Raw genomic sequence first — 12,791 nt, 5'->3', positions numbered from 1 at the left:
TTTCTACCCTATAGCCAGATAATTAATTTATTCAATGAGGCCCGTTGGAGAATGTTTCAGCGGAAAATCTCAACGAAAGATGTTCAATTTTTGGAGGAGTACTTTTTTTATTTTGCCAGACTCCAACCCCGGTACAAAACTGAGTTTCTAAATAAACTGAAGGATATACTTACCCGAAAGCGGATAATTCCCCGAGGAGATATGCGTCAGGTCAGCCCGGAGCTCGAGTTGCTGATCGGAGCTACCATCACGATGGTTACCTTCGGTTGGAATTCCCTTCGGCTCAATCACTTTCATACCATCTTGGTGTACCCGGATGAATATTACAGCCAAATCAATCAAACGTATCATCGGGGAGAGGTCAATCCAAAATACGGCTTGATCATCCTTTCCCTCAAGCCCTTTCTGGAGGGATTCATTGATCCTACCGATGGAATCAATCTCGGTATCCATGAGGTTGCTCATGCCCTGAAACTGGCTCATTTTATCCATACCGATGAAGAAAGAGAGTTTTCCCCCAAAGCTTGGGAAACTTATAAAAAATGGGTTCCTGATGAAATGAAAAAAATCCGGCTGGGTTTGCCTACGGTATTCCGGGAAAGGGGAGGAGTGGATGAGCATGAGTTCTTTGCCGTGGTTGTGGAGACTTTCTTTGAAAAAAGTCAGGAGTTCAAGGCCTATAATCCCAAATTTTATCAAACAATGGTTTACTTGCTGAAACAGGACCCTTTGGTGCTTTTAAGCTAGCTATATGAATAGAGTTTTCGGAATAGGAATCATCGGTACAGGAGCCATTGCGCTCAAGCATGCCCAGGCAATCTCAAGTCTTTCCAATGCCAAGTTGCTGGGACTTTTTAACCCCAATCCTACAAGTGCCCAAAAGGCTCAGGGAAATTATTCTGTGCCGGTGATAAGTGATTGGGAAAAGTTTTCTAAGATTCCCGGACTGGACGTGGTCTGCATATGCACCCCCAGTGGACTGCATTTAGACCCTGCGCTAAAGGCCATTGAAGCTGGACTGCATTTGTTTATTGAGAAACCCATCGAGGTCACTTTAAGACGGGCTGATGAACTGATCCAGTCAGCTGAGCAAAAGGGGGTAAAGCTTGGGGTAGTATTCCAGAATCGCTTCTCTCCTGATTTTCAAATGCTCAATACTGCTGTAAAGCAAGGCGAGTTTGGAAAATTACTGATGGGAAATGCTGCCGTAAATTGGTTTCGGTCCGCTGAGTATTATTCCAGTAGCCAATGGAAAGGCACCCTCAAAGGAGATGGGGGCGGAGCCCTGATCAACCAAGCCATCCATACCTTGGACTTACTTCTCGAAGTAATGGGAGAAGTAGATTCGGTTTTCGGCAAAATAAAAACGGCCCTTTATCCCATCGAAGGAGAGGATTTGGGAGCTGCTTTGGTCAATTTTAAGTCTGGTGCCATAGGAACCATTACAGCTGGAACTTCTCTTTTCCCCGGATATCCAGAACGTCTGGAAATTTTTGGAACGGAGGGCAGTGCCATTCTCGAAGCTGGAAAACTGGTGCAGTGGAATGTGAAAGGGAAAGAAAGTCCTATCCGAACGGAGGGGACAGTACAGACATCCGGATCCTCCGATCCCAATGCGATTGGGTTTGAACTGCACGCGGCTCAATGGAGGGATTTTTTAGGTTCGATCGAAACAGGAAATCTGCCGGAAGTGGATGGACTCAAATCCCGAAAATCATTGGAACTCATCCAAGGCATTTATCAATCCAGCAAGGATGAGAAGTTGATCCGCTTCCCTTTTGAGGAATAAAGGCTTCGACTTCGCTCAGCCTGACACTGATGTACACTGGTAAAATAAAAATCCGAAGCTTTCACTCCGGATTTTCAGCTTTCTGACTTTTTACTTTAGTCTTTCCGTCTGCTAACTGCAAACGGAGACTGCCTACTGCTTGCGCTCCACTTCCCTCAGGTTCTCCAGTTTCTTGTTTCTCAGGAATCCGTTGATGTCTTCGAAGTGCTCCCTTACTCTCTTATTCCCAAATTCAAAGACTTTGGTAGCCAAGCCGTCCAAGAAATCCCGGTCGTGCGAAACCAGAATCAAGGTGCCGTCAAAGGCCTTCAAGGCATCCTTGATGATGTCCTTGGTTTTCATGTCCAAGTGGTTGGTAGGTTCATCGAGGATCAGCAGGTTGACAGGTTCCAGCAAAAGTTTGATCATTGCCAGTCGGGTTTTTTCCCCTCCGGAAAGGACTTTCACCTTCTTGTTGATGTCATCCCCTTTAAACATGAATGCCCCTAAAATGTCTTTGATTTTGGTTCGGACTTCCCCTACGGCAATGTTGTCAATGGTTTCAAAAATCGTCAAGGATTCATCCAAAAGGGATGCTTGATTTTGGGCAAAGTAGCCCACCATCGCATTGTGGCCCAATTCACATTTGCCTTGGAAGTCGATCTCACCCATGATAGCTTTGATCATGGTGGATTTTCCTTCCCCGTTTTTCCCCACAAAAGCCACCTTTTGGCCCTGTTCGATAGTCATCGAAGCATCCTTGAAGACCACGTGATCTCCATAGGATTTGCTCATTTCTTCCACGATGACAGGATATTTCCCAGATCTGGGGGAAGGAGGAAATCGGAGTTTCAGGGCTGAAGTATCGACTTCATCCACCTCGATGATCTCCATTTTTTCCAGCATTTTTACTCTGGACTGAACTTGGAGAGTTTTGGAGTAGGTGCCTTTAAATCGGTCAATGAATTCCTGAATATCTGCGATTTGGCGTTGCTGTTCTTCGTAATGCTTTTGTTGCTGCTCGCGGCGCTCTTTGCGGAGCTCTAGGTAATGACTGTACTTGGCCTTGTAGTCGTAAATACGACCCATGGTCACTTCGATGGTTCGGGTGGTAATGTTGTCCACAAATGCCCGGTCGTGGGAAATGACCACCACAGCTTTGGCTTTGTTGATCAAAAAATCCTCCAGCCATTGGATGGACTCAATGTCTAGGTGGTTGGTCGGTTCATCCAAAAGGATCAGATCTGGCTTCTGCAAAAGGATTTTTGCCAATTCAATTCGCATTCTCCATCCTCCGGAAAATTCAGAAGTTGAGCGTTGAAAATCGGCTCTTTCGAAGCCTAAGCCCAAAAGCACTTTCTCCACTTCCGCCTCGTAGTTGATTTCCTCGATGGCGTAAAATTTTTCACTCAGTTCGGATACCTGTTCGATCAGCTTGTAATACTCCTCTGATTCGTAGTCCGTTCTTACAGTCAATTCCTCATTGATTCGGTCGATTTCAGCCTTCATTCCCAAATAAGAAGCAAAGGCCTTGGCCGTTTCCTCCATTACCGTGCAGTCATCAGCAGTCAGCAAATGCTGGGGAAGGTAGGCTACCACATATCCTTTGGGGGCTGAAACGGCTCCGGATGTTGGCTTATTTACTCCGGCAATGATCTTAAGCAAGGTGGATTTACCGGCTCCGTTTTTGCCCATGAGGGCAATTTTATCGGTTTCGTTGATGTTAAAGGTGATGTTGCTGAAAAGCGGAGTGCCGCCGTGCATAACACTCACATTATCGACTGAAATCATGATTATTGGAATTGAAGGCGCAAAGGTAAGGATTGAAAAATTGAAATATTGGAAGATTGGAAAAATAGTCCACGGACCACCGTCGACCGTCCACTGAGTGATGCTTATTCTCAATTCGGCGGACTGTGGTCTGTCGACTGTGGACTATTTCATTTTTCCTCTGGGGAGTTGATTGCAAATAAATTAACTTCGCCCCATGCTTGTGATCGTTACCGGTGTCTCCGGGACTGGGAAAACCACCCTGGGTACTCTTTTGGCCGAAAGGCTTCAGCTTCCTTTCTTTGATGCGGATCATTTTCACCCCGCTGAAAACATCGCCAAAATGAGTGCAGGACATCCCTTGAATGACGAAGATCGGCAGCCTTGGCTTCAGGCTTTGGCGGATCAACTCCATAGTTCTGAAGAAAAAGGAGGAGCAGTTTTGGCCTGTTCTGCATTAAAAAACTCCTATCGGGAAAAACTCGGGGTTTCAGAAAACCTCCGTTGGATTCACCTGGTCGGAGATCGGGATTTGATCTGGGAACGGATGCAGGCCCGGAAAAACCATTACATGAAAGCCGGTATGCTGGACTCCCAATTTGAAGTCTGGGAAAAGCCGGAAGATGGATATATGCTGGAAATTTCGGGGACTCCAGAACAAATGCTGGAAGAATCCCTCAACTACTTAAAATCTCAACCTATGAACATGAAAATGGGAGTGATCGGAATGGGTGTCATGGGCAAAAGCCTGGCGCTCAATTTGGCCGAAAAAGGCGTTCCGGTCTCACTTTACAACCGATTTGTGGCAGGCAAGGAAGAAGGTGTGGCGCAAAAGGTCTTGGACGAAAATCCGGAATTTGCCAACATGATAGCCTTTGAGGATCTTCAAAAATTTGTGGATTCTCTGGAAAAGCCCCGTCGGATTTTGATGATGATTCCTGCCGGAGCAGCTATAGATGCACAGTTGGATACGTTAATTCCGCTTTTGGATAAGGATGATCTGGTGATCGATGGAGGAAATTCTTTCTACAAAGACTCGGAAAAAAGAGTAGACCGGATGAAGGAAGTGGGTATGCACTTTTTGCCGATGGGTGTTTCCGGAGGTGAAGAGGGAGCCCGAAAAGGTCCTTCCATTATGCCAGGAGGAAATGCTGAAGGCTACGCGATGGTGGAGGATTTCTTGGGAAGAATCTCTGCCAAAGACAAAAACGGTAAGCCTTGTGTGACCTATGTTGGTCCGGGCGGTTCGGGACATTTTATCAAGATGGTCCATAATTCCATTGAATATGGTGAAATGCAAGTTTTGGCTGAGCTGGTTCATCTGCTCCGATTTGGTTTTGGATGTTCTGCAGAGCAAGTGTCCGGGATTTTTGCCGAATGGGGAAAAGGTGAATTGAAATCCTTTTTGTTGGAAATCACTGCGGATTTGCTTCTTTTCAAAGAAAACGGAGAGCTTCTTTTAGATAAAATCCTAGATCAGGCCGGACAAAAAGGAACTGGAGCCTGGTCTTTGACTACCGCCTTGGAATATGGGATTCCTTATAGCCCTCTGGCGGAATCTGTGAATGCCCGGGGAGTATCAGGAGAAAAAGCCATGCGCGTGGCATTTTCCAAAACTTTCCGGCATGAGTTCCAAAAGGTAAATGGCTCCTTGGAAGAGTGGCTTCCAAAAATCAAATCAGCTTATACTTTAGCAAGAATCATCAACCATGAAGTCGGATTCCGATTGATGAAAACCGTCTCCGATACCAAAGATTGGAAGCTCAACTTCAATGAGATCTCCAGAATCTGGACCAATGGCTGTATCATTCGCTCCGGTTTGATGGAAAATATTTCGGCAAACTATTCGGACTCTAAACTTTTCTTTGAAATGGATGGAGTGAAAGAACAAGTGATTGCTGGAAGAAAAGACTTGGCAGAATTGGTGGGTCTTGGCTTGACGCATGGATTTGCCTTGCCGGTGATGAGCGCAGGAATCAATTATCTTCTGGGCAGAATTACGGCGGAATCTTCGGCATCTGTCATCCAAGCGCAGCGGGATTATTTTGGGGCACATACCTATCAGCGAAAAGACGACCCAAGCGGGAAGTTCTACCACACGCAGTGGAATTCATAAATCAGAAGTTTGAAATCTGAAAAGGAAGGGACTGGAGCGATCCAGTCCTTTTTTTATTCCTGGTTGTTTTTGGTTCCCGCAGATTCACACAGAAAAAGACACAGATTTTCGCAGATATTCTTTTTGATCTTTATAAATTTTGATTGCGTCTTTGGAGTGATTTCAAAAAAATCTACTTCCGGATTGGTTTCCAAGGGGGAATGGACGAAATTAAGTTTTGCATAATAACCTCTGCCTTATGAAAGCTTTTAAAATTCTTTGTTTTCTACTCCTTGGAAGTAGCTTTTTGTCCTCTGCTTTTGCCCAGGAATTGATCATCAACCATCTGAATGTAATTACCATGCTGGATGATCAGGTATTGGAGGATCATTCCATTTACGTCAAAGATGGGGTGATTATGGAGATCGCTCCCATGGAAAAAATCAGCGTAGCCGGGGTCAGGTCTTTGGACGGTAGAGGCATGTATGTTTTTCCCGGACTGGCCGAGTTTCACGCTCACTTGCCCAATCCAGAACAGTTTGGGGCTGTTTTTCAGGAAGAAGTGCTTTGGATGTATTTGGCCAATGGGGTGTTGAGGATTCGGAGTATGCTGGGGCATGAGTCTCATTTGGACTTAAAAAAGCGGGTAGATTCAGGAGAGATATCCGGACCTAGAATGTTTATTTCCGGCCCTTCCTTAAATGGAACTTCAGTCGAAAATCCGGATGCCGGCCGCAAGATGGTTCGGGATCAAAAAGCAGCAGGATATGATCATTTGAAATTACATCCGGGCTTGGATGATCCAAAGTTTCTGGCTATTGCCGATGAAGCTAAAAAAGTAGGAATTTACTATGGAGGACACGTTTCTTTAGATGTAGGCCTAGTGACCTCGGTGAAGAATGGCTACCGTTCAGTGGAGCATATCGACGGGTTTTTGGAAGCCATGCTTCCGGATGGATCCGTGATAGATCCGACCGTTTCTGGTCCCTTTAACATGAACTTGGTCGGACAAGTGGACCAAAGCAAACTTGCAGGATTGATTCAGCTATGCTTGGATAACAAAACCTGGATTGCTCCTACCTTGACGCTTTTCGAGCGGTATTTTGGCTACCAGCCTGCGTATGAATTGCGCCAGCAGCCTGAGATGTTTTACCTTCCGGGACAGTTGACCACTCAATGGTTTAATACCAAATCCAAACTCGAAGCTGATGGAGTACTGGCAGAGGCGAAAGTGAAGCCTTATTTGGAGTTTAGACAAAAGCTTTTCCTCGATCTACACAAAGCCGGAGTTCCGATGATCATGAGTTCGGATTCCCCTCAGGTTTTCAATGTCCCGGGTTTTTCTATTCATCGAGAAATAGAATCCATGTCCCAAGCAGGGATGTCCAATTATGAAATTTTGAAGACAGGCTCAGTCAATTGTGCAGACTATTTCGAAGAAAGTGGGGAATGGGGAGTCTTGAAGCCAGGAGCTGCGGCCGAGTTTGTCTTGGTTCAGAAAAATCCATTGGAAGATCTGGAAACCATGCAAAAACCTCAGGCGATCATGATTCAGGGCAAATTTATCCAAAGAGATGAATTGCAGCTTCAGCTGAATTTGATCCGGCAGAAGTACCTCAGACAGTAGTTCTTGCTAATATTTATCAATTCTTCGACGTTCAATATTCAGTGTTCATTATTCGATATTAGAAAATAAAGAATGTCGAATATCGAATAATGAATATCGAATTAGCTTCACCAATAAAGCTTCTTTCCATCAAATTTTGCAATAAACACCCCATGAAATACACCTCATTCCTAGCCGCGGCCGCTATTCTTTCCCTAGCTTTTGCCTGCACCCAAAAACAAACCCAAGAACCTAATCAAGAAGAAATCAAGCTTATGATCAAAGCAGAAAAAGTTGCTGACCACAACGGAAAGCCTGTTTACCACTATGTACTGGACAATGGAACCATGCAGGTGGAACTCTCCAATTATGGGGGGTTAATCCATAAAATCATCACTCCGGACAAAGATGGAAATCTCGAAAACATCACCTTGACTTTCGATACTGTGGAGGAATATCTGAGCAAGCCCAATCCGTTTTTTGGAGCCACTGCAGGAAGAGTGGCCAACCGCATTGCAGATGCGGAATTTATGCTTGACGGAACCAAGTATACTCTTGCCAAAACCAACGGGGACAATCATCTTCATGGTGGGGTAGAAGGCTTCAATAAGAAGGTTTGGGATGCAGAGCCTTACAGCAATGATTCTATTTTAGGAGTGAAAATGAGCTATCTCAGCGTGGATGGAGAAGAAGGCTATCCAGGCAATTTGCAAACCACGCTTTGGATGGAGTTGACCACAGACAATACCCTGCGAATCCGTTTTGAGAGCACTACCGATAAAAAGACCATCCTTAACCTCACCAATCACACCTATTTCAATTTGGGAGGAGCTAAAAGAGATGTATTGGATCATCAATTTCAGTTTTGGGCGGACGCCTATACCCCGGTAGACGAAGAGTTGATCCCAACAGGAGAAGTGAAAGATGTGAGCGGAACACCTTTTGACTTCCGAACCCCAAAAACTCTGGGTGAACAGATCAATGCCAATGGGGGCGGTTTTGACCACAACATGGTGATGAAAAGGGAAAAGTCTTCAGAAATGAAGCATTTCGTCCAAGTGAAACACCCTGAAAGCGGTCGAGTGATGGACATGTATTCCAATAATATGGGGGTGCAGTTTTACACCGGGAATTTCCTGCAAAACTTTGCCGGAGCTGATGGAAAAACCTACGACAAGCATTGGGGCTTTTGCTTGGAATCCCAAATCTGGCCTGATGCGATCAACCATGATAACTTCCCAAGTCCAATCCTGAATCCTGGAGAAAAATACAGCCACACCATAGAATATAAATTTTCTGTGGAAAAGTAAATGAGAAGCCCTCCAGAATTGATTTCTGGAGGGCTTTCGATTTTTTAAAATTGATTTTATGCGTTTTCCTCAGCGGGCTTAATGCTGGCAAGCTCTTTTTCCAGATGTGATTTTTCTTCTTCCAAGTCAAAGTCGTTTTGAAGACCTAGCCAAAATTTCGCACTAGTGCCGAAGAATTTTGAAAATCTTAAAGCCGTGTCAGCAGTTATTCTTCGGTTTCCTTTAATTATTTCGGAAATTCTGGTTTGAGGAATAAAGGTCTCCTTTGCCAATCGATAAGCTGTAATTTCCAATGGGATTAGGAATTCTTCCAAAAGAATTTCTCCAGGGTGAATATTTTTCAATTTTTCCATAGCATTCTTTTTAGTGGTAATCTATGATTTGGGTTTCATGAGCATCCTTGGATATCCATTTAAAGATTATTCTCCATCGATTATTTCTTTCTTAAAATCTTTACAATCCTATTGTAAAAAATCTCCGATACATTCCACATCGTGCCTCCGCTGGTATTGACAAACTGGACCACCACAGCATCGATATCCGGATGGTAGAATGCATGGCTCTGATAGCCAGGAAGCAGGCCCGTGTGTCCATATTCGTAGATGGAGGAGTAGATCGCTTGCTCTTCTTCGGAAAGCAAGGTTCCATCATTCAGGGCCCTGAGAAAGATCCCCACTTCCTGAGCCGTGGAAATCATGGAGCCACCCGGCTGGGTAAAGTCATTGCCCTTGATATCCGGGGGATAGCCGACAAAATACCCACTCATTAACTCATCGGGGTCGATTTCGCTCATCAGGCTATACGTATGGGTGAGTCCTAAGGGCTGCAGAATTTCCTCTTGGATATACTGATGATGACTATAGCCCAAGGTTCTATCCAGAATTTCTCCGATCAGCAGGTAGTTGGTATTGGAATAGGCATACTTTTCGTCTGGCGCAAAATCTGCCGGCTGACCGAATACGAGCTGGTAGGTATCGCTGGTTTTCTTAAAAGGATCAGTCCAGGGATAGTCCGGATGATCTGTGTAGTTGGGAATTCCGCTTCGGTGCCGCACCAGCATGCGAAGGGTGATTTGGGCTGAGTTTTCGATCTTATCCGCAAAATCCGGAAGATACTCCGTGAGGCTTTTGTCCAAGGTGAGAACCCCTGAATGGGTCAGTTTGGCCACTGCCACGGCGATGTAGAGCTTGCTGATGCTAGCGATTTTAAACAATGCATTTGGGTCTACTGGGATTTGGTTTTCCCGGTTTTTCCAGCCTGCAGCATAGAGTTCAGGTTTTTTTTCCTTTTGGTCCACGTAGACGATCATCCCGTCTATCCCATAGGAGATGGCTTCATCCACCTGCTCCTGCACAGTGTCGGGTAAAGGCATAATCCAGGCTTTGACCAGGTTCCAAGGAGGAAAAACAATCAGGCTGATCAAGCCAGCCAAAGGCATCGCAATCTGAAAAAATCGCTTGGTCTTGCTTCTTGTCATCGGTCCAAGATAAAAAAGCCAAGGAGAGGATAAAAATTTTTATCCTCCAATCAATTCATCAGATACTTTTCCCGAAACTCGGTAGGACTTAGTCCCTCTTTTTTCTTGAATAGTCGGGAGAAATAGGCTGGGTATTCAAATCCCAATTCATAAGCTACTTCAGAAATGGTTTTTTTGGGATCCAATAAGTGATTTTTGGCTACGTCGATGAGGTAAAGCTGCAAGTGTTCGGTGGTGGATTTGCCGGTTTCTTTCTTTAAGGTATCACTCAGGTACCGTTGGGAAACCGACAGCTTTTCGGCAATTTCCTCGATGCTCGGAAGGCCTTTTTCCTGCAATTTCCCGGATTCAAAATAGGCATCCAACTGCCTGTTTAACAGCTCCAACAGGTCGGTCGACAATTCTTTTCGGTTGATAAACTGCCTTTCATAAAACCGGTCGGCGTATTTCAACAGGGTGCTTAATTGTGAAATAATGATGTCCTTGCTAAAGGCATCCGGGTTGTTATGGTATTCGATATCGATGTTTTCGACGATTGAGGCAATTTGTTTTTCCTCTCTCGGGGAAAGATGCAAGGCTTCATTGGCAGAGTAGGAGAAGAACCCGTACTTTTTGATCTGTTGGGCCAGTTCTGTCCCTTTTAGAAAATCTTCATGAAAATTGATCGAAAAGCCTTTTTGATCATACACCACGCTGGTGTCCCATTGCAAAACCTGTCGGGGGGCAATGAAAAACAGGGCTCCATGGCTGAAATCATACTTGGTTCTTCCATAGGTCAGGTCTCCTTTGACAATCTTCTTGAAGCTGATCGAGTAGCAGTCGTTGGTGATAGGAGGAGAGCTTTCTTTGGGGCAAGGTAAAAATCCTTCCCCCATGGCCGTAAATACACTGAGCATAGGGTGCTCCGGCCGAGGAAGTCCTAAATAATCAAGGTAGGCAGAGAGAGTTTTGAAGTGTTGCATCTTACTTTTTCAATTCTTGTTGAGCTTGAAGTAAATCTTGCTGATACTTGGCAAATCGGGCATGAGCCAATCCGTCGATCAGCAGGATAACCACCAGCATGGCCATTGTGGTAATCAGGCTTGCTCGCCAGACAGGTGCTTGAAACCACAATAAGCCCAAAGCACAGGCGGCAATGATCAACGGCACTGCGGTAAACACCACGTTTTGATATTCTTTCAAGGTTTTTTCGGCCCGGACCAGTTCCGATTCCACAAAAGCAGAGGCATTCGCTTGGTAGTCCCTCTCAAACTGGGTAATTCTGGATTTGTTGGTAAAAAACAAACCCAGTCCTACAATCATAAGCAGAGTGCCTACCACTAAGCCGGGAATGATGTAGGCTTTTGCCAAATCTGTTTTTCCCCATTGCCAAAAGCCCAGGCTTGCTGCCAAAAAGAGCAGTCCAAAGAGGATGAAAAAGGGAGTGGAGACCAACTCGGCTTTCGCCCAAGCTGTGGCTGATTTCAGAATTTCCATAGGTGATGATTTAGAATGTGTAATTTATATTTATCGCCTATCCGCTTAATTACCAGTAGGCCATATTCAATGAATAAAATCCCGCTTGAAGTTCAGTATTGCCCAACCTCGGGCTTCGGGCTTCGGGCTTCCGACCGCTCAACCCAAGGAACTTTGGATGGTGGTGCAAATGCGGATAATCCTATTAAATATTCCACTTGATCCCAGTAGCCTTTTCGGATACTTCCCAAAGCTTCTTAGCTACCACTTTGTCTTTGGCGTGTGGTTCTAATTTACACGATCCAACCGGTCCTGTCCAATAATTTCTTCCGGTAGGGCCATAAAAGCCAGCTTGATCCAGGTTTGGTTCGGTAGCACACATCAGTTCGGGGTAAGCTCCTTTTTCAGCCGATTGTACAAAAGGGGATAGCTTCATGATTTGCCAGACGAAGCGGGTCATCAGGCTTCCGCTGGTTCTGATCAGGGAAGTTCTCGAAGCACCGGGATGACAGGCAAATACTTTTACGTCGGTCTTATCCGCTTTTTCCAGTCGGTCCTGCAATTCATAGACGGTCATGATCTGCGCCAATTTACTCTGGCTATAGGCATCATTAGCCGTATAGTTTTTGTCCCAATTCAAGTCATTAAACTTGATGGTTTTCAAGCCCATATTGTACCCCATACTACCAACTGTCACGATTCGGCCTTTGGATTTTTCGATCAAGGGGAAAAGCAAGGCTTGTAAGGTAAAGTGGCCGTAGTGATTGGTCCCCATCTGGCTTTCAAAGCCATCCACGGTAAGCTTTTGACTGGGAACCTGGGCAATTGCCCCATTGCAGATTAGGGCATCGATTTGGGTGACGGTTTCCAAAACCTCCTTGGCGGCTTTTCGCACGGAAGCCTGAACACCCAAGTCCAGAAGGATAAAGGAAACGTCAATCGTGTTTCCGAGATCATTTTTCAGGGAGGCGGTCACCTTGTAAGCTTCCCCAAAAACTGGACAGTTTAAAAGACGACAAAGTCACTAACTTTAAACTGTATGAAGAAGTCAAGATTTACCGAAAGCCAGATCATCAAGGCAGTCAAGGATCATGAATCGGGCAGGGATGTAAATGAACTCTGCCGGGAATTGGGTATCCATCGAGGCACATTTTATCTCTGGAAAAAGAAGTATGGAGGCATTGAAGTTCAGGAGCTCAAGCGGCTCAAGGAGCTGGAGGAAGAAAACCGGAAGCTCAAGCAGATGTACGCGGAGCTGGCCCTAGATAACAAGATTCTCAAGGATGTTCTGGGAAAAAAGTTCTGAGCCC

Annotated in this window: 11 protein-coding genes and 1 pseudogene; 6 read left to right on the top strand and 6 right to left on the bottom strand. The window is 45.2% G+C overall.

Annotation, left to right across the window (positions count from 1 at the left end; translation table 11 throughout):
• Positions 1 to 51 precede the first annotated feature (51 nt).
• Positions 52 to 747, top strand: coding sequence for a zinc-dependent peptidase (locus G458_RS0115670; protein WP_051287378.1), 696 nt, complete (start codon positions 52 to 54; stop codon positions 745 to 747).
• Between the two features lie 4 nt (positions 748 to 751).
• A complete protein-coding gene (locus G458_RS0115665) occupies positions 752 to 1,789 on the top strand; it encodes a Gfo/Idh/MocA family protein (RefSeq protein ID WP_026952727.1) in 1,038 nt (345 codons plus the stop codon).
• Positions 1,790 to 1,921: 132 nt separating this feature from the next.
• On the opposite strand, the gene G458_RS0115660 is transcribed toward G458_RS0115665, so the two are convergent.
• Entirely contained in the window at positions 1,922 to 3,559 is a 1,638-nt protein-coding gene (locus G458_RS0115660) for an ABC-F family ATP-binding cassette domain-containing protein (RefSeq protein ID WP_026952726.1), read from the bottom strand.
• 196 nt (positions 3,560 to 3,755) lie between these two features.
• On the opposite strand from G458_RS0115660, the gene gndA reads away from it, so the two are divergent.
• From gndA to G458_RS0115635, 3 genes are all read left to right on the top strand, one after another.
• Entirely contained in the window at positions 3,756 to 5,654 is a 1,899-nt protein-coding gene (gndA, locus tag G458_RS0115650; RefSeq protein WP_026952725.1) for an NADP-dependent phosphogluconate dehydrogenase, read from the top strand.
• Positions 5,655 to 5,892: 238 nt separating this feature from the next.
• A complete protein-coding gene (locus tag G458_RS0115640) occupies positions 5,893 to 7,260 on the top strand; it encodes an amidohydrolase family protein (protein WP_026952723.1) in 1,368 nt (455 codons plus the stop codon).
• A 152-nt stretch (positions 7,261 to 7,412) separates the two neighbouring features.
• Positions 7,413 to 8,549 (top strand): aldose epimerase family protein, encoded by a 1,137-nt coding sequence (locus tag G458_RS0115635; protein ID WP_026952722.1) that lies wholly within the window; start codon positions 7,413 to 7,415, stop codon positions 8,547 to 8,549.
• A gap of 56 nt (positions 8,550 to 8,605) precedes the next feature.
• On the opposite strand, the gene G458_RS0115630 is transcribed toward G458_RS0115635, so the two are convergent.
• The 5 genes from G458_RS0115630 to G458_RS21030 all read right to left on the bottom strand — a co-directional run bounded on the left by G458_RS0115630 (position 8,606) and on the right by G458_RS21030 (position 12,457).
• Entirely contained in the window at positions 8,606 to 8,902 is a 297-nt protein-coding gene (locus G458_RS0115630) for a HigA family addiction module antitoxin (protein WP_026952721.1), read from the bottom strand.
• A gap of 80 nt (positions 8,903 to 8,982) precedes the next feature.
• Positions 8,983 to 10,026 (bottom strand): serine hydrolase domain-containing protein, encoded by a 1,044-nt coding sequence (locus G458_RS0115625; protein ID WP_026952720.1) that lies wholly within the window; start codon positions 10,024 to 10,026, stop codon positions 8,983 to 8,985.
• A 50-nt stretch (positions 10,027 to 10,076) separates the two neighbouring features.
• Positions 10,077 to 10,988 (bottom strand): helix-turn-helix domain-containing protein, encoded by a 912-nt coding sequence (locus tag G458_RS0115620; RefSeq protein WP_026952719.1) that lies wholly within the window; start codon positions 10,986 to 10,988, stop codon positions 10,077 to 10,079.
• Between the two features lies 1 nt (position 10,989).
• Positions 10,990 to 11,502, bottom strand: coding sequence for a hypothetical protein (locus tag G458_RS0115615; RefSeq protein WP_026952718.1), 513 nt, complete (start codon positions 11,500 to 11,502; stop codon positions 10,990 to 10,992).
• A 184-nt stretch (positions 11,503 to 11,686) separates the two neighbouring features.
• Positions 11,687 to 12,457, bottom strand: a complete 771-nt coding sequence (locus G458_RS21030; protein ID WP_084438887.1) for an SDR family NAD(P)-dependent oxidoreductase — start codon at positions 12,455 to 12,457, stop codon at positions 11,687 to 11,689.
• Positions 12,458 to 12,520: 63 nt separating this feature from the next.
• On the opposite strand from G458_RS21030, the pseudogene G458_RS0115600 reads away from it, so the two are divergent.
• Positions 12,521 to 12,781: pseudogene (locus G458_RS0115600) on the top strand (transposase); the annotation flags it as partial.
• Between the last annotated feature and the right edge of the window lie 10 nt (positions 12,782 to 12,791).

The sequence above is a fragment of the Algoriphagus mannitolivorans DSM 15301 genome, from assembly GCF_000429425.1.
Lineage (GTDB): Bacteria > Bacteroidota > Bacteroidia > Cytophagales > Cyclobacteriaceae > Algoriphagus > Algoriphagus mannitolivorans.
Note: the sequence above shows the minus strand (reverse complement) of the source record. Positions and strands in the feature narration are given on the sequence as shown.